This is a genomic window from Actinokineospora guangxiensis (genome assembly GCF_042657845.1).
GTDB classification, from domain to species: domain Bacteria; phylum Actinomycetota; class Actinomycetes; order Mycobacteriales; family Pseudonocardiaceae; genus Actinokineospora; species Actinokineospora guangxiensis.
On the sequence record NZ_JBHSKF010000012.1, the window covers coordinates 63056 to 79106 of the forward strand.

The following is a 16051-nucleotide window of genomic DNA, read 5'->3' on the forward strand; positions in this document are numbered from 1 at the left end:
CGCGCCACGTACTGGGTTCCTCTCCAGGGGGTTCTGCTGCGTCAGGGAGCGGAACCCGGTGGCGGACCACGGTAGTCGGGGACGTCGACGGGGACGGCGTTCACCCCGGCGCCGACCGGTGCGGCGGGCGCGGGCGGCTGGGGCAGCTCGGCACGCCGGGGCGGGCCGCTGTCCAGCACGGCGGGCGGTGGGTCGACCCGGTCCAGCTGCGGCGGCGCGACGACGGCCTGCCGCACGAGCACGACCCGGCCGGGGGCGATGGCGTCGACGTGGTGGCCTGCGGTGACGACCTCGTCGGCGACGCCGGACGCGGGGCCTGCCGCGATGATCGTGAGCGCGCCGAGCAGCGGCAGCAGGCCGGCGAGCACCGAGGCCGCCACCCGCCGCGGCCACGCCGCCGCCCACGTCATGCGGGTCACTCTACCGACGGGTCCAGCCCGCCCCGCCCGCCTCACCTGTGCTCGGTCTTGGCATAGCGGGACTGGCTGGGCAGCTGCACCCGCTCGGCCAGGCGGACGCGGTCGCGACCTGCCCATTTGGCCGTGCGCAGCGCCTGGTCGGCGACGTCTTGGAGGTCGGCCAGGGTCAGTCCGTGCTCGGGGGAGACGGCGACACCGATGGAGATCGTGCACGGCGGCAGGCCGCCGCGGCCCACGCGCACGGACTTGCCGCCCGCCGGAGTGCTGATCTCGGTGTCCAGCTCGCGCACGGCGACCCTGATGCGCTCGGCGATGTCGACGGCCTCGGGCGCGGTGGCCCCCGGGAGGACGACGGCGAGTTCCTCGCCGCCCCAGCGGGAGACGATGTCGCCGCGGCGCACGCAGCCGCGCAGGCGTTCGGCCACGGCGCGCAGCACCTGGTCGCCGCCGAAGTGGCCGAGGCGGGTGTTCCACTCCTTGAAGTGGTCGATGTCGAGCATCAGCACGGCCGTCGGGTGCCCGCCGGAGCGGTCGACCTCCAGCGCGGTGCCCGCGACCAGCTCGAACCCGCGCCGGTTGGGCAGCGTCGTGAGGGAGTCGGTGAGCGCGTCGGAGGCGAGCTGGTCGCGCTCGGACTCCAGGGCGGCGATCCGGCCGACGTTGAGGGTCTCCCGGACGGCGACGGCGAGCACGCCGAGCAGCCCGGCGGGGGCGACCGCGGCGACGATGGCCGCGCCCCCGGCGAGCAGCAGCGTGTGCACGATGAGCCAGTTGTCGCCCGCGGTGCCGAGCAGGGTGACCGGACGCCAGTCGCGGAAGCGGACGCCGCGGTAGACCGCGATCGGGACCGCCTGGGCGGCGAAGTACACCGCGATCGAGGCCAGCAGCACGGCGGCGGTGTGGAAGCCCTCGGCGGGGTAGGCCGCCGCCGGGTCGTCGAGGAACCCGCCCATGGCGTGGCGGACGAGCGCGACGCCGTGCACCGACAGCAGGACCGTGCAGGAGGTCGCGATCCACAGCGCGGGCGGCTTGCGGGCGATGCGGTAGCGGGCGGCGCGGACAAGCACCACCAGCGGGACGACGAGCACGACCGGCAGCACCAGGGCGGCCCCGCAGAACCAGATGCTCGACTGGTCCACGAACTCGACCGCCCCGCGCTGGAGCCTGCGCCCCCGCCGCCGCTCTTCGGCCAAACGGGTCAGCGCCACGTGCACCAAGGCGCAGCCGGTGAACAGCGACAGCAACGCCCAGTCGCGGCCGGATGGACCAGGAGAGAGCAACGATCCCGCAACGGTGGCGGCGAGCGCGGCGAGATCGATGGCCAGAATCGCCAGCACAGCGGGCGTCCCGAGGGACCACAGCGCCCAGCGGGAGGGCAGCAGGGCGGATTTCGCCGAGGTGATCACCCGTGCCAGTCTGGCCATGGTCGAGCCGCGAGCGCTCCCGGCGGGACGGGAGCGGCGGGCTCGCCGCGAAGGGAGGGGCTGCCATGCTCGGCGACCGCGATATGTGATCCGGTCGGTCACGCCGACACCCCCAGGCGGCAGCGGCCCTGATCGGGCCTGCTGCGGTGCCAGGCCGCCGCGCCCACGAGCGCGGCGGCCGTGCCGACGAACCCCACCGCGGCGATCGCGCCCGACGAGCCGAGCGCGTCGGCGAGCAGGCCGCCCGCGACCACGCCGAGCCCCTGTCCGGCCCGCAGCCCGGTCCTGACCCAGCCGACGGTGCGCCCGCCCACCTCGTCGGGGACGAGCGCGAGCACGGCGGCGCGCACGGCGGGGATGTGCGCGGCGCCGACACCGGAGAGCACGAGCAGCACGGCCGCCGTCACCGGTCCCGGGTCGACGGCGAAGAGCGCGAGCGGCAGGACGCTGAGCACGACCAGCGGACCGATCAGCGACTGGCCCGCCGTGTCGCCGCGCCGGTCCAGCACGGCCGCGGCGATGAGGAAGCCGACGACGTCGGCGGCGAGCAGCGGGCCGACGACCCATTGCGGAGCGCCCATCTCCGCCACCAGCGGGACCATGACCGCGTCGGGCAGGATCGCCAGCGTGCCGATGAGCACCAGACCGTTGAGCACGCGCAGCCTCCGGTCCGTCCACAGCAGCCGGAATCCGGTGCCGGGCACCGGTCCGCCGGGACCGGGGGCGGGTGCGGGCAGCGCGGGGACGTAGCGCAGGACGACCACGGCGACGAAGACGAACGACGCGGCGTTGACCAGCAGCGCCGTGGTGGGTCCGACGAGGCCGATGACCGCGGCCGCGGCGCCGAGCCCGATCAGCTGGCCGCTCTCGCGCACCATCGACAGCCGGGACTGCCCGCGACCGTGCCAGCCCTCGGGCAGCGCGGCGCGCACGGTGACCGACTGGGCCGCGCGGAACGGCGCGCCCGCCGCGGCGATGCCCGCGACCGCGCCCACCACGACCGCGACCGGCGGGGTGGGCAGGGCGAGCAGGAGGGCGAACCCGGCTTGGGCGAGCGCGCAGACCACCATGACCGCGCGCCGGGGGTGGCGGTCGACCAGCGGCACCAGCAGCGGGCCTGCGACCAGGTCGGGCAGGAGGGTGGCGGCGTAGGTGAGCGCGGCGGCCGTCGCCGACCCGGTCGCCTGGTAGACGAGGATGGCGACGGCGACCCTGGCCAGCTGGTCGCCGAAGGTGGAGACGCCTTCGCCGACGGCCAGCGCCCGCAGGACCGCACCCGGACCGGACGTCCTGCCCACCTCCCCCAGACCCGTCGAGACCCGCGCACTTCGGCGATTAACTGATATGGCGGATATCTTCCTGGCAGAGGCTATGACAGTTTGGCGGCACGATCCGGTCGCCGGTGGCGTTCCACCCGATCAGATCAAGGTTCCGGCACCGAGCGTGAGCGGGAGAGTGGACCAAGCGTGACCGAGCCCGGCGGACCGACGCTGGCGGCGAAGCTGAACACCCTGTTCACCTCGATCCGCCCGGACGCGGAGCGCCAGTACACCAACAAGGAGGTCGCCGCGGCCGTCGGCTGCACCCCGGTGATGATCGGGTACCTGCGGTCGGGCCAGCGCGACAACCCGAGCATCAACCTGCTGCGCAGCCTGGAGGGGTTCTTCGGCGTGCCGTGCGGCTACCTGTACGTGGACGACGACCCCGGTCTGGCCCGGCGGGTCGACGACCAGCTGGCCGTCCTCGACCGCATGGTGGCCAACGGCGTCATGGGGATCGCGCAGCGCGCGTCGCTGGTGTCGGCCGAGGGACTGGCCGCGGTGACCAAGATGCTGGACGCGGTGATCGAGCTGGAGCGGGCCCGCGAGGAGCGCGATGGGTGAGCGCGCCCCGTCGCTGCGCCGCGCGCGCCGCCGCGTGTCCGACGCCGTCGACGCCGTCGTCGCGGGCATCCCGGCCGAGCCGGGCACGCCCTTCGACATCGCCGACTTCTGCGCCCGCCTCGCCGAGCTGCGCGGGCGGCCCATCGCGCTGCTGGCCATGGGACCGCTGCTCGGCGGCCGTCCGGTGCCGATGACCGGGCTCCTGGTCGCCCTGCCGAACTCGGACTACCTCTTCTACGACGACGGAACCTCGCCGTCCTTCCGCGAGAACGCGATCATGCACGAGCTGGGCCACCTGGTCCTGGGGCACAGCGCGGGCGGGCAGCCGGCCGGCGAGGACGACCTCGACCTGCTGAGCAGCCTGCTGCCCGACCTCGACCCGGACATGGTGCGGCGCATGCTGTCCACGGCGCTGGGCAGGCGCGGCTACACCGACCGCCAGGAGATCGAGGCCGAGATGTTCGCCTCGCTGCTGTGGCGGCGGCGCGGGGTGGACGGGCACGCGCTGATCCGGCCGACGGCGCGGCTGGCGCCCGCCGACGAGCGCGTCGTCGACCGCCTCGCGCAGGTGCTCGGCGCCGAGCCGGGGCGGGACCGGTGACCTCGGCGGTTCTGCTGGTGGTGGCGGCCGCTGTCGGGATCGCGGCCACGGCGGTCAAGCTGCGACACTTCCTGCGCGACTGGACCGACCCGGCGATGCGCGCCCTCACCGTCAGCTGCGTCGCGCTGGCGACCGCCGTCGCCATCCAGCTGCCGCCGGTGTACCTGGCGCTGAACGACGCGGCGGGGTTCAACGCCGCGTGGCCCGTGCAGCACGTCCTCGCGGTGCTGGCCGCGCACCTGGTCGTGGTGTTCTTCCTGCACTCCACCAAGGACACGAGGACCGAGGGGCCGGGATTCCGCCGCCGGGTCAACGCCCTCGGCGGGGTCGCGATCGCGGCCTCGGCGCTGATGTGCGGGCTGTTCGCGCTCGATCCCGGCGCCCGCGACTTCGTGCACGGGCCGGGCGGGCTCAACGACTCCGGCGGGTCGCCGACGGCGGCGGGGGCGGGGGCGTTCCTCGTCTTCAGCGTGTACCTCGGGACCGCGATCGTGGTCATCTCGCGGCAGTCGGCGCGCTGGGCGCGCAAGGCGCGGCACATCCCGTGGCTCAGCGCGGGTCTGGCGCTGGTCTCGGCGGGCACGCTGTTCGGGTTCGCCTACTGCCTGCACAAGCTGCTCTACCAGCTGGCGACGGTGGCGGGCTGGGAGCCGGGGTGGACGGTGTCGTCGGTGGAGGGCTGGCTGATGCCTGCGGCGACGGCGCTGTCGGCCTCGGGGGTGGTGCTCGCCGCATCGGGCGCGCACCTGGGCCGCCGACCGCGCGGGCCGGTGCGGATGTGGTGGGGCCACTACCGGGCCCGGCGGGCGCTCTACCCGCTGTGGCACCGCTTCCGCACGGTGATGCCGGAGATCGGGCTGATCCCGCCGGGGCGGGTGGTGCCGGACTGGCTGCTGCTGGACAACGCCGCCTTCCGGCTGCGCCGCGCGGTCGTGGAGACCTGGGACGGGGCTCGGCACATCCGCTCGCTCGTTCCGCCGGAGGACCCGGTCGCCCTGCGCGCCAAGGAGTTGGGCGAGCGGGCCGGTCTGGCAGGCGACGACCTGGCCGCGGTGATCACCGCGGCGACCGTGGAGGTGGGCCTGCGCCGCCGCAGCGCCTGCCCGAAAGCCGAGGTGATCGGCGCGGGCCCCGGGTTCGGCGGCGGCGACCTCGCCGACGAGGTCGACTGGTGGCGCCGGGTCGCCCGCGCGCACCGGCGCAGCCCGATTCCCGGCGCCGTGCTGGCGGAATACCTGGAAGAGACCCTGCCGAGGACAGCCGATGCGTGACCGCGACCGCCATGTCACCGAGATATCCCGGCTCGACCCCGAGGTCGACTACCAGCGCGTCTACCGGCTGACCACGCTGTACGAGTTCCCCTTCGACGTGGCGCTCGCGCTGCAGATGAGCTTCTACCGCACCTACGCCATCCCCTCGATCAGCGCGACGCTGGCCGCCAGCGGCGAGATCGCGGCGCGGCCGGTCAAGCGCGGCGAGGACACCGGGCTGATGGTGTTCGAGATCGTCGAGCACGGGTTCGAGCACGAGCGGTCGAGGCGCATCCTGCGGGCGATGAACGCCATGCACCGCAAGTGGGACATCGGCCAGGACGAGTTCCGCTACGTGCTGGGCGTGTTCCTCGTGCCGCCGATGCGGTGGCTGGAGGTCTACGGCTACCGCAAGCCGCTGCCGCAGGAGTACACCGCCGCCTACCGCTTCTACCGCGAGCTGGGCGAGCGCATGGGCATCACGGGCGTTCCGGGGAGCTACGCCGAGTTCGCGGCGTGGTTCGACGCCTACGAGCGCGAGCACCTGAGGCCGACCCCGCACGGCAAGGCGCTGCTGGCGGCCTCGCACCAACTGTTCGTGAACCGGTTCCCGCCGCGATTGGGCTTCCTGGGCGTGACCATGGGCAACGCGCTGCTCGACGACACCCTGCGGCGGGTCCTCGGGGTCACCGGGCCGCCCGCGCCGGTGCGCTGGGCGATCAGGGCGGCGTTCCGACTGCGCGGTCGGGTGATCCGACTGTCCGATGCCCGGCAGAACTCGGCGTTCACCCCGGACGGCGTCACTCCGGGTTACCCCGAGGGATACACGCTTGACCGTCTCGGGCCGCCGTGACACCACGTAATGTGGTTGCGTGAGCAACCTTGATGTGCGGCCGCCGGTCACCCTGTGCGGCGGCAGCGGCGATGTCCTCTCCGCACCGGCCTTCGACGTGCTGCCACCCCGGGTCACCACGCTCGGGGACGCCTCGGTGCGCAGACTGCTGCCGACCATGGGCAGGCGGATGGTCGGCGCGTGGTGCTTCCTCGACCACTACGGGCCCGACGACATCGCGACATCCGACGGCATGCAGGTCCCGCCGCACCCGCACACCGGGCTGCAGACGGTCAGCTGGCTTCTCGAAGGCGAGATCTTCCACCGCGACAGCCTCGGCAGCGCGCAGCTGCTGCGGCCGGGCACCCTGGGCCTGATGACGGCGGGCTCGGCGATCGCGCACTCCGAGCAGTCCCCGCCCGTGCACCCGAGCGGGCTGCACGGCACCCAGCTGTGGGTGGCCCTGCCGGAGGGCCAGCGCCACCGCGACCCGTCGTGGGAGTTCCACGCCGAGCTGCCCGCGTGGACCTCCGGCGGGGTGGCCGGGACGGTGCTGCTCGGCGAGGTGGAGGGCCAGCGCTCCCCCGGTGTCGTGCACTCGCCGATGGTGGGGGTGGACCTGCGGGTGTCCGGTCCGGGCACGGTGCCGGTCGAGCGCGACTTCGAGTACGCGGTGGCGGTGGTGGACGGGCGCGTGTCGGTCGGCGGGACAGCCGTGCCGCCCGGCTCGCTGGTCTACCTCGGCTGCGGCAGGCGCGAACTGGCGCTGTCCGGGTCCGGCCGGGCGCTGCTGCTCGGCGGCGTCCCGTTCGCGGAGAAGATCGTCATGTGGTGGAACTTCGTGGCGCGCTCCGGCGAGGAGGTCGTGGAATCGGTGCGCGCCTGGGAGCGCGGCGACTTCGGACCCGTCCCCGGCTACGACGGTGACCCGCTGCCCGCTCCGCGGCTGCCCGCCACCCCGCTGCTCCCGCGCGGCAGAAGAGGCTGAGAGCACTCCCGGAATCGGGTCGCCGCGACTTGTGGTCGGCGGCGACGGTGGTGGCCCGCCGCGCCGAGCGGTCGGCCCGGGGCATCGGCGCCCGGCTCGGCCTGCCCAGGACACCGGATGCGCCTGTCCGCGATGCGCACCGCGGCCGACTCGGCCACGTTCGGCTCCCAGCCCGCCTACGTGCTGCCGATCCAGGGCAGCCAGACGACGTACCCGTGCACCGGCGGCCAGAACCGGCAGTTCACGCTCACCCGGCTCTGAGCGGGGCATCGGTCAGAGTGTGACGACCGTGCCGACGAGCGCGGAGTCGTAGAGCCGGGTCCCGGACGGCACGAGCGTCGAGTCGTCCGGCCGGGGCCCGGCGATCGCCGCAGCGGGCTCGGGCAGGCCGATCCAGTGGTCGGTCAGCTCGACCCGCAGTGCTCCGGTGACGGCACAGGTGAACTCGGCGGGACCGCCGTAGACCTCGGTGATGGTCCCGACCGGCTCCTCCCCCACCCGGCACCCGCCGGGCAGCGCGACCTGCGTGCGCCAGGCCGACGGCGACGGCGCGACCCGCAGCCGCACCTCGCCTGCGGTGCGCTCCAGCACCTCGGCGGTCGGCTTCGGCAGGTCGTGGCGGGGCGCGGGCGCGCGCAGCACCGGCTCGTCCAGGACGGGGAAGCGCTCGGACAGGTCGACCCGCTCCGGGTCCGGTCCGAGCACCTTCGCCGTCCACGGGCCGGTCGACGGGTCGGGCGTGAGCCAGTGCGCGCCCGCGTCGTCGACGAGGTAGACCAGCGAGTCCGGGCGCGGGGACTCCCGGTCGAAGCCGACCCCGGCGACGCCGGAGGCCAGCAGCGCGACGGCGGCGACCAGCGGCACGAGCACGGCCGCCGCGGGTCGGGGGACCTCGGCGAGCACCGGCACCAGCAGCACCCCGGCCAGCAGCGCGAACACCACGCCGACGGCCACCAGCGGCATGCCCAGCGCGACCAGCAGCGTCCCGACCAGCGGCGGGTAGACCGCCGCGGCGACCAGCGGGCCCGCACCGGCCAGCCACAGCCCGGCCCGCTCGCTGCCCGCCCACCACAGCGCGGGCAGCGCCGCCAGCAGCGGCCACTGGAACAGGAAGCTCGCCCCCGGGACCGCGACCACCGTGACCACGAGCAGCACGGCGGTGAACACCAGCGGCCCGGCGACCAGCTCGGCCCGGCTCCGCCCGCGCACCAGGCGCACGGCCGCGGCGAGGACCGCCAGCCCGAGCACGGCGAACCCCGCGACGAACCACCCGCGGTTGTAGGGCTCCGACAGCGGCAGGAACGCCAGTTCGCCCCGCGTCGAGGACACCACCCACCACACGCCGAGCGACAGCGCGCCCGCGGCGAGCAGCGCGCCCACCGAGGCCGCCGCGACCGCGGCCGTCCCCGTCGCGCTCGGGCGCACCCGCACCAGCGCGGCGGCGAGTCCGGCGACGGTCAGACCGGCCAGGGCGTAGGCCAGCCAGGCCGGGTAGTGCACCAGGACGCGGGAGAACAGGTCGAAGTAGACGGACGCGCCGCCGGGCTCGAAGTCCGCGTCGCCGAGCGCGCGGACGAGGCCGAGCATGGTCTCGCCGTGGTGCTGGACGCTGCCGCGGTCCAGGTGCACCAGGTCGTCGGTGGGCGCGTGGTAGTGGTGCACGCGCTCGATGAAGGCGCTGTTGAGGCCCGGGGCGCCTGCTTCGATGAAGACGGTGAAGTCGGTGCTGTTGGGCATGCGCTGGTAGACCTCGACGGCCAGCGAGTTCGCGATCGGCCTGCTGCTGGCCTCGCCGAAGGCGTCGATCAGCCCGGAGCTGCCCGGTCCGGTCTGGAACATCCACACCGGACCGCCGCCGCCGCGGGCCTCGAAGTTGAGCACCGCGCCGAGGTCGGCCACGCCGTGGCGGCGCACGTAGGCCTCCGCACCGAGCAGGCCGACCTCCTCGCCGTCGGTGAAGACGAAGCGGACCGTGTTGGGCACCGGTGTGGTGCGCAGGGCGCGCAGCGTCTCCAGCATCGCCGCGACGGCCGCCCCGTCGTCGGCGGCGCCGGGGCCGGTGGGCACGGAGTCGTGGTGGGAGAGCAGCAGCAGCGCCTTGGCCCCCGGCGCGGTGCCCCGGACCTCGGCGATCACGTTGTGCACGGTCGCCACCCTGGTCACGCCGCGCCGCTGGACGACGACCTGGTCGGTCTCCTCGGTGACGTCCGCGCCGAGCGAGCGCGCGGTGTCGGCGATGTAGCCGCGCACGCGCTCGTTGTCGGCGGTGCCGATCGGGTGCGGGCGCTGCGCGATCTGCGCCAGGTGCGCCTCGGCCCGCCCCGCCGAGAACCGCTCGGGCGGCGCGTCGGCCACCGGGCTCGGCGGCTGGAAGGCGAGCACGGCGAGCGTCCCCACCACCCCCATCACCGCGAGCAGGACGAGGGCCACCACACCGTTGCGCATCCGCAGATCATGTCGGCCGGGTGCACCGCTGTCACGGTGGGCGGTGGTCACGAACGCGGCACGGCGAATCCCGGTTGGCCCTCCGCGCGGCTGCCGCTACGGTCGCGCTGAACGGGTTGGGGGCCGATATGGGTGGGGGTTCGCGGGCGCTGCTGCGCCGCGACGGCGCGCTGCGGGCGCTGTTCGCCGCGCGCGTGGTGTCCTACGCCGGGGATTCGATGGGCCTCGTCGCGCTGATGCTGTTCGTCGCCGACACCACCGGCGAGGGGCTGGCGGTGGCGCTGCTCCTGCTGGTCGGGGACTTCGCGCCCGCGCTGCTGGGGCCGCTGACGGGGGCGATCGGCGACCGGTTCGACCTGAAGCGGGTGATGGTCGCCGCCGAGGTCGTGCAGGGCGCGGTCGTCCTGGTCATCGCGCTCGCCCTGCCGCCGCTGCCGGTGCTGCTGGCCCTGGTCGCGGTGCGGGCGGTGGCGGGGCAGGTGTTCCAGCCCGCCTCGCGGGCAGCGGTGCCCGGCATCGTCGACGGGCGGGAGCTGGAGAAGGCGAACTCGCTGGTCGGGTTCGGGGCGAACGCGGCCGAGGCGTTCGGGCCGCTGCTGGCGGCCGCGCTGCTGCCGGTGGCGGGCATCCGCGGGGTGCTGCTGGTCGACGCGGCGACGTTCCTGGTCTCCGCGCTGGTGCTGCTGCGGCTGCCCGCGCTGCCGCCCGGCCCCCGCGAGCCCGGGTCGCTGGTGGCCTCGGCGCGGGCCGGGCTCGGGCACGTGCTGCGGGTCCCGGCGCTGCGGGTACTGGTGCTCGGCTTCTGCGCGGTGGTCGCGTTCAACGGCATCGATGACGTCGCCCTGGTGCTGCTGGCCAAGGACACCCTGGGCGCGGGCGACTCCGCGGTCGGGCTGCTGCTGGGGGCGGTCGGCATCGGGCTGCTCGTCGGCTACGCGCTGCTGACCCGGTTCTCGGCGGGGCGGTCGATGGCGGCGCTGCTGGTCGGCGGGTTCCTGGTGAGCAGCGCGGGCAACCTGCTGACCGGCTTCGCGTGGGCGGTCGCGGCCGCGTTCGCGGTGCAGGCGGTGCGCGGGCTGGGCATCGCGGCGATGGACGTCGCGGCGAACACGCTGGTGCAGCGGGTCGTGCCCGCCGGGATGCTGGCGCGGGTGTTCGGCACCCTCTACGGGGCGATCGGGGTGGCCGCGGCGCTGTCCTATGTCGGCGGCGGGGTGCTGCTGAGCGCGACCGACGCGCCGACGACGTTCGTCATCGCGGGCGCGGGCGGCGTCGTCGCCACCGTCCTGGTCGCGGTCACCCTTCCCCGGGCGCTACGGCGCGTCGGTGAGCAGGCGCAGGGGGACGGCGTCGGCTAGGGCGTCGGAGGCGCCGCTGTCCCTGATCCAGCCGTTGACCTGCTGTCGGGCCGCCTCCCGGTGCCCCGCCGGGTCGTCGTACCCGTGGCCGCCGAAAGGCGTCAGCGTCGCCCCGTAGCCGCCGACGCCGTGCGCTTGGGCCCGGATGGCCATCTGCCTGTAGGCGGCGACGAGGTCGTCGGCCACCTGGTGCTGGGCAGGCTCCGTCGGCTCGGCGGTGGTGGAGCCGCGGCCGTCGGTCAGCGAGTCGCCGACGACCACCAGCGCGGCGGTGCCCGCCGCGGGCACCTCGACACCGCTGGGGAAGCACCAGTGGTGCGTCGTGGTCGCCCCGGCCAGGTCGAGCGCGCCGACCGGGACTGACGAGACCGTCCCGGGTGAACGGCCCGGGTGGCATGTTGTGCGGCTCGGTGAGCTGCGCCGTGGCCACCCACGTGTGCACCCAGGACGGTCCGGCCGTCACTTCCTGCCGCAGTAGCAGTCCTTGAGGGAGTCGCGCAGGGCGTGGTAGGCGGGCTTGCGGCTGAAGTCGTCCCACATGATCGTCGCCGCGCCCTCGGACGGGAAGAAGACCGGCACCCATGAGTACTTGTCGACGAAGCCCCAGATGGTGAAGGAGTTGCAGCTGCTCACGCTCAGGCAGCCGTCGAGCATGCGCTGGTAGTACTCGGCCTGCTTGGCCAGTTGCTCCGGGGTCGGGGTGGCGCCCGGTGCGAGGTCCATGCGGACGTCGACCTCGGTGATCGCGGTCTCCAGGCCCAGGCGGGCGAAGCGGCGCAGGTTGTCGGTGAGGTCGCCGGGGAAGCCGTAGCGCAGGCTCAGGTGGCCCTGCGTGGAGAATCCGTCGACCGGCACGCCCTGGGCGAGCAGGTCCTGGATCAGGGCGTAGTAGGCGTTGCTCTTGGCGTTGATTCCCTCGACGTTGTAGTCGTTGAAGTACAGCTTCGCCTTCGGGTCGGCCTGGCGGGCCCAGCGGAACGCGTCGGCGACGATGCCGGGTCCCAGCTCGCGGATCCAGATGTTGTCCTGCGAGCGCAGCACGCCTTGGTCGTCGAAGATCTCGTTGGCGACGTCCCACTGCTGGATCTTGCCCTTGTAGCGGCCCACGACGGTCCTGATGTGGTCGCGCAGGATCTGCTTGAGCTGGGCCTTGGTGTAGCCGCCCTCGGTGAGCCACGCCGGGTTCTGGCTGTGCCAGAGCAGGGTGTGCCCGCGCACGACCTGGTTGTTGCGCTTGGCGAAGGCGACGATGTCGTCGGCGGGGCCGAAGCGGTACACCCCGGGCTCGGGGCGCAGGAAGTCCCACTTCATCTGGTTCTCGGCCGAGACCGAGTTGAACTCCTTCGCCAGCACGTTCCGGTAGGGCTGGTCGGAGGAGAACGGGTCGGGATAGGGCTGGTCCTCGTGGTGGCCGCCGCCCGCGACCGCCGTGCCGATGAAGAAGCCCTTCGGCACTTCGGCGCGCAGCGCGTCCTTCTTGGACTGGCCGGGGGGCTGGTGCTGGGGTGTGGCCGACGCCGAGGACACGAGCGGCGTCGCCATCGCCGCGGCGACCAAGACGGCGGTGGCTATGCGGAGCGGCTTCATCGCGATCTCCTGCTTCTGCGATAAACTTTCGGAATCTTCCGGAAACCGATGGCCGGGGACGTTAGATTGCGCCCGGATCGAAAAGCAAGAGGCACGACGCACGTGGAGGACACCGTGGCCACCGACCGCCCCGCCGTCACCATCTCGGCCATCGCCGCCGCGGCCGGGGTTTCCGCGCCGACGGTCTCCCGCGTGCTCAACGGCCGCGGCGACGTCGCCCCGACGACCCGCGAGCGGGTGGAGGCGCTGCTGCGCGAGCACGGCTACCGCAGGCGCGGGGCCCCGGCGCGGCAGAGCGTCGGCCTGGTCGACCTGGTGTTCAACGACCTGGACAGCCCATGGGCGGTCGAGCTGATCCGCGGCGTCGAGGACGCCGCGCACGCCGCGGGCTCCGGCACGGTCGTCTCGGCCGTGCACCGCGAGGCGCGCTCGGCCCGGCTCTGGCTGGACAACGTCCGCTCGCGGGCCAGCGACGGCGTCATCCTGGTGACCACCGACCTGGACCCGGCGCTGCAGGACGAGCTGCGCGAACTGGGCCTGCCGAGGGTCGTGGTGGACCCGGCGGGGGTGCCCGCGCTGGACGCGCCGACGATCGGCGCGACGAACTGGGCGGGCGGGCTCAGCGCCACCGAGCACCTGATCCGGCTGGGGCACCGCAGGATCGGCTTCGTCGCCGGACGCCCGGAGCTGTGGTGCAGCCGCGCCCGCCTCGACGGCTACCGCGCCGGGCTGGAGACTGCGGGCCTGACCTTCGACCCGGAGCTGGTGATGCCGGGGGAGTTCGACTACGAGTCGGGCTTCCGCGGCGGCGAGCGGCTCTTCGCCCTGCCCGATCCGCCGTCGGCGGTCTTCGCCGCCAGCGACCAGATGGCGCTGGGGGTCTACGAGGCGCTGCGGCGGCGGGGGCTGCGGGTGCCCGACGACGTCAGCGTGGTCGGCTTCGACGACCTGCCGGAAGCGCGGTGGTCCTCTCCCCCGCTGACCACGGTCCGCCAGCCGATGGCCGAGATGGGCAGGCTCGCCGTGCGCACGCTGCACCGGCTGGTGCGTGGCGAGGAGGTCGACAGCCCGCGGGTGGAACTGGCCACCGAACTGGTCATCCGGGACAGCACGGCGCCCCGGGGCCGTTGACAGCTCGGATAGATTCCTTCCGGAAACTTCCGGTTGGAGGCCCGATGTCGTACCGCCGCCGTCTCACCGTGCTCCTCCTCGGGGTGCTGCTGCTCCTCAGCGGGCTGTCCGTGACCGGCGCGAGCGCGCGGTCGAAGCCGACCTGGGTGGGAACGTGGGCGAGCGTGCCGACAGCGACGCCCGCTTCCGGAACCCGCACGGTCACCGACGTCACCGTGCGCCAGGTCGTGCACGCCAGCGCGGGCGGCGACCAGGTGCGGCTGCGGCTGACCAACGAGTTCGGCTCCACCCCGCTGCGCGTCGGCGAGGTGCGGGTGGCGCTGCGCGCGGGGACGGGCACCGACATCGACCCGCGCACCGACCGCGCCGTGCGCTTCGGCGGCCAGCGTTCGGTCACCGTTGCCGCAGGCGCTCCGATCATCAGCGATGCGGTGCCGCTGCGCGTCCCCGCCTACGCCGACCTGGTGGTCAGCATCCACCTCCCGGAGCGCACCACCGTGAGCACCGTTCACGGCTTCGCCTACCAGCGCAACGCGCTCGCGGCGGGCAATGTCACCGGCGACCGCTCCGTCACGCCGGCGGAAACCCTGACGCAGTGGTGGTTCCTCTCCGGCGTCAGCGTCCTGTCGCCCCAGCCCCGCGGCGCGGTCGTCGCCCTCGGCGACTCGATCACCAACGGCGCCGAGTCGACCGTCGGCGCGAACCGCCGCTACCCGGACCTGCTCGCCCAGCGGCTGCGCAGGACCGGTGTCCTCAACCTCGGCGTCGCGGGCAACCGCCTCCTCCACGACCCGAACCCACCCGTGGGCCACCCCGCCGAGTCCTACGCCGCCTACTTCGGCCAGAGCGCCCTGCGCCGCTTCGACCGCGACGTCCTCGGCCAGCCCGGCGTCGAGCACGTGATCGTCCTGCTGGGCGTCAACGACCTGGGCCACCCCGGCACCTCGGCGCCCGTGTCGGAGACCGTCTCGGCCGAGGAGATCATCGCCGCCCACCACCAGCTCATCACCAGGGCGCACCAGGCGGGCCTGAAGATCCACGGTGGCACGATCCTGCCCTTCAAGGGCGATACGCTCGGCTTCTGGAGCCAGGAGAACGAGTCCAAGCGCGCCGAGGTCAACCACTGGATCAGGACCTCGGCCCCCTACGACTCGGTGATCGACTTCGACACCGCTCTCCGCGACCCGGCCGACCCGCTGCGCCTGCACCCCCGCTACGACAGCGGCGACCACCTGCACCCCAACGACGCCGGCATGGCCGCCCTGGCAGCCACCGTGCCGACCCACGCCTTCCGCTAGCACGCGGCCGGGACTACTCGCCCGGCGAAAGCATCCGACCCCCCGCCGCCAGGCCATCCAGCCGGTTCTGAGTGCCGCCATGCCGGAAACCTGGCTGTGGACAGGTGTCCGGCGAGAGCGACGATGGCTCACATTCCGCAACCGGATTCCCATACACCTTCCCCCATTCGAGTGGGCCAACACCCTCCATAGTCACCTCCGATCACCGTGGGTACTCTCCCCCGCGCACTTCCTCGCGATCCTGGGGAACTACCGAAATCCGGAAGGCTCATGACCATCAACCAGCCCGCGCCGCCCCCGCCCGCCCCCGAGCAGCAGCAGGAGCAGGCCGCGCCGAAGAAGCCCAGCCTGCTCAAGCGGATCGGCGGTGTCGTCGTCGGTCTGATCGTCGCCGCGGGGGTCGCCTACGCGTTCAACTACTTCGGCAGCGACGCCGCGCAGACCAAGGCGGGCGACTGCGCCAGCATCACCGGCACGTCCAGCAAGCCGGAGTTCACGACCGTCGGGTGCCAGACGCCCGAGGCGAACTACATCATCGGCAAGGTGCTGGAGTCCACCACCGAGCGCTGCGGGGACAACTACGACGAGTACACCGAGACCAGCAGCCGCGGGCCGGACTCGAAGCTGTGCCTGGTGCCCAAGCTGGTCAGCGGCGAGTGCCACGACGTCTCCGGCAGCGGCATGGGCTACCCCGTCGTCGACTGCTCGGCGACCGGCGCGCTGAAGGTGACCACGGTGAACACCGAGGCCGAGTGCACCGAGGGGGAGGCGCTCGCCTACACCGAGCCGAAGACGATCTACTGCCTGGCGCCGCCGACCGACGCCTGACAGCAGG

Annotated in this window: 16 protein-coding genes; 10 read left to right on the top strand and 6 right to left on the bottom strand. The window is 73.8% G+C overall.

Annotation, left to right across the window (positions count from 1 at the left end; all coding sequences use genetic code 11):
* Positions 1–41 precede the first annotated feature (41 nt).
* The 3 genes from ACFPM7_RS21635 to ACFPM7_RS21645 all read right to left on the bottom strand — a co-directional run bounded on the left by ACFPM7_RS21635 (position 42) and on the right by ACFPM7_RS21645 (position 3141).
* Positions 42–410, bottom strand: a complete 369-nt coding sequence (locus ACFPM7_RS21635) for a hypothetical protein (protein WP_378249513.1) — start codon at positions 408–410, stop codon at positions 42–44.
* Between the two features lie 41 nt (positions 411–451).
* The gene (locus ACFPM7_RS21640; RefSeq protein WP_378249514.1) at positions 452–1825 is read right to left on the bottom strand and encodes a GGDEF domain-containing protein; all 1374 of its coding nucleotides are present in this window, start codon (positions 1823–1825) and stop codon (positions 452–454) included.
* Between the two features lie 116 nt (positions 1826–1941).
* Entirely contained in the window at positions 1942–3141 is a 1200-nt protein-coding gene (locus tag ACFPM7_RS21645; RefSeq protein WP_378249515.1) for an MFS transporter, read from the bottom strand.
* A gap of 168 nt (positions 3142–3309) precedes the next feature.
* On the opposite strand from ACFPM7_RS21645, the gene ACFPM7_RS21650 reads away from it, so the two are divergent.
* The 6 genes from ACFPM7_RS21650 to ACFPM7_RS21675 all read left to right on the top strand — a co-directional run bounded on the left by ACFPM7_RS21650 (position 3310) and on the right by ACFPM7_RS21675 (position 7658).
* On the top strand, positions 3310–3726 hold the full coding sequence (locus ACFPM7_RS21650; protein ID WP_378249517.1) for a helix-turn-helix domain-containing protein: 417 nt from the start codon (positions 3310–3312) through the stop codon (positions 3724–3726).
* Complete coding sequence (locus tag ACFPM7_RS21655; protein ID WP_378249518.1) at positions 3719–4327, top strand: hypothetical protein; 609 nt, start codon at positions 3719–3721, stop codon at positions 4325–4327. Before ACFPM7_RS21650 ends, ACFPM7_RS21655 begins: the two co-directional genes overlap by 8 nt.
* Entirely contained in the window at positions 4324–5598 is a 1275-nt protein-coding gene (locus ACFPM7_RS21660) for an MAB_1171c family putative transporter (RefSeq protein WP_378249519.1), read from the top strand. The genes ACFPM7_RS21655 and ACFPM7_RS21660 overlap by 4 nt, the downstream gene beginning before the upstream one ends.
* Positions 5591–6430, top strand: coding sequence for an oxygenase MpaB family protein (locus ACFPM7_RS21665; protein WP_378249520.1), 840 nt, complete (start codon positions 5591–5593; stop codon positions 6428–6430). Before ACFPM7_RS21660 ends, ACFPM7_RS21665 begins: the two co-directional genes overlap by 8 nt.
* Positions 6431–6449: 19 nt before the next feature.
* Positions 6450–7397 (top strand): pirin family protein, encoded by a 948-nt coding sequence (locus ACFPM7_RS21670; protein WP_378249521.1) that lies wholly within the window; start codon positions 6450–6452, stop codon positions 7395–7397.
* A 117-nt stretch (positions 7398–7514) separates the two neighbouring features.
* Entirely contained in the window at positions 7515–7658 is a 144-nt protein-coding gene (locus ACFPM7_RS21675; protein ID WP_378249522.1) for a hypothetical protein, read from the top strand.
* Positions 7659–7670: 12 nt separating this feature from the next.
* Here the strand turns inward: ACFPM7_RS21675 and ACFPM7_RS21680 are convergent, their stop codons facing one another.
* The gene (locus ACFPM7_RS21680) at positions 7671–9842 is read right to left on the bottom strand and encodes a M20/M25/M40 family metallo-hydrolase (RefSeq protein ID WP_378249523.1); all 2172 of its coding nucleotides are present in this window, start codon (positions 9840–9842) and stop codon (positions 7671–7673) included.
* A gap of 128 nt (positions 9843–9970) precedes the next feature.
* On the opposite strand from ACFPM7_RS21680, the gene ACFPM7_RS21685 reads away from it, so the two are divergent.
* Positions 9971–11200: an MFS transporter gene (locus tag ACFPM7_RS21685; protein ID WP_378249524.1), complete on the top strand. Its 1230-nt coding sequence runs from the start codon at positions 9971–9973 to the stop codon at positions 11198–11200.
* On the opposite strand, the gene ACFPM7_RS21690 is transcribed toward ACFPM7_RS21685, so the two are convergent.
* Both ACFPM7_RS21690 and ACFPM7_RS21695 read right to left on the bottom strand, forming a co-directional pair.
* A complete protein-coding gene (locus tag ACFPM7_RS21690) occupies positions 11156–11488 on the bottom strand; it encodes an SGNH/GDSL hydrolase family protein (protein WP_378249525.1) in 333 nt (110 codons plus the stop codon). The two genes, ACFPM7_RS21685 and ACFPM7_RS21690, sit on opposite strands and share 45 nt — an antisense overlap.
* 171 nt (positions 11489–11659) lie before the next feature.
* A complete protein-coding gene (locus ACFPM7_RS21695) occupies positions 11660–12787 on the bottom strand; it encodes an endo-1,4-beta-xylanase (protein ID WP_378249526.1) in 1128 nt (375 codons plus the stop codon).
* A gap of 114 nt (positions 12788–12901) precedes the next feature.
* Here ACFPM7_RS21695 and ACFPM7_RS21700 point away from each other — a divergent pair, with 114 nt between their 5' ends.
* From ACFPM7_RS21700 to ACFPM7_RS21710, 3 genes are all read left to right on the top strand, one after another.
* Positions 12902–13918: a LacI family DNA-binding transcriptional regulator gene (locus ACFPM7_RS21700; RefSeq protein ID WP_378249527.1), complete on the top strand. Its 1017-nt coding sequence runs from the start codon at positions 12902–12904 to the stop codon at positions 13916–13918.
* A gap of 44 nt (positions 13919–13962) precedes the next feature.
* On the top strand, positions 13963–15216 hold the full coding sequence (locus ACFPM7_RS21705) for an SGNH/GDSL hydrolase family protein (protein WP_378249528.1): 1254 nt from the start codon (positions 13963–13965) through the stop codon (positions 15214–15216).
* A gap of 270 nt (positions 15217–15486) precedes the next feature.
* Positions 15487–16044, top strand: coding sequence for an LppU/SCO3897 family protein (locus ACFPM7_RS21710; protein WP_378249529.1), 558 nt, complete (start codon positions 15487–15489; stop codon positions 16042–16044).
* Positions 16045–16051 lie beyond the last annotated feature (7 nt).

Excerpts from the sequence above, each read along its gene's own strand:
- ACFPM7_RS21655 (WP_378249518.1), top strand. The coding sequence starts at position 3,719 with ATGGGTGAGCGCGCCCCGTCGCTGCGCCGCGCGCGCCGCCGCGTGTCC.
- ACFPM7_RS21680 (WP_378249523.1), bottom strand. The coding sequence starts at position 9,842 with ATGCGCAACGGTGTGGTGGCCCTCGTCCTGCTCGCGGTGATGGGGGTG.
- ACFPM7_RS21635 (WP_378249513.1), bottom strand. The coding sequence starts at position 410 with ATGACGTGGGCGGCGGCGTGGCCGCGGCGGGTGGCGGCCTCGGTGCTC.
- ACFPM7_RS21705 (WP_378249528.1), top strand. The coding sequence starts at position 13,963 with ATGTCGTACCGCCGCCGTCTCACCGTGCTCCTCCTCGGGGTGCTGCTG.
- ACFPM7_RS21695 (WP_378249526.1), bottom strand. The coding sequence starts at position 12,787 with ATGAAGCCGCTCCGCATAGCCACCGCCGTCTTGGTCGCCGCGGCGATG.
- ACFPM7_RS21710 (WP_378249529.1), top strand. The coding sequence starts at position 15,487 with ATGACCATCAACCAGCCCGCGCCGCCCCCGCCCGCCCCCGAGCAGCAG.
- ACFPM7_RS21665 (WP_378249520.1), top strand. The coding sequence starts at position 5,591 with ATGCGTGACCGCGACCGCCATGTCACCGAGATATCCCGGCTCGACCCC.
- ACFPM7_RS21685 (WP_378249524.1), top strand. The coding sequence starts at position 9,971 with ATGGGTGGGGGTTCGCGGGCGCTGCTGCGCCGCGACGGCGCGCTGCGG.
- ACFPM7_RS21675 (WP_378249522.1), top strand. The coding sequence starts at position 7,515 with ATGCGCCTGTCCGCGATGCGCACCGCGGCCGACTCGGCCACGTTCGGC.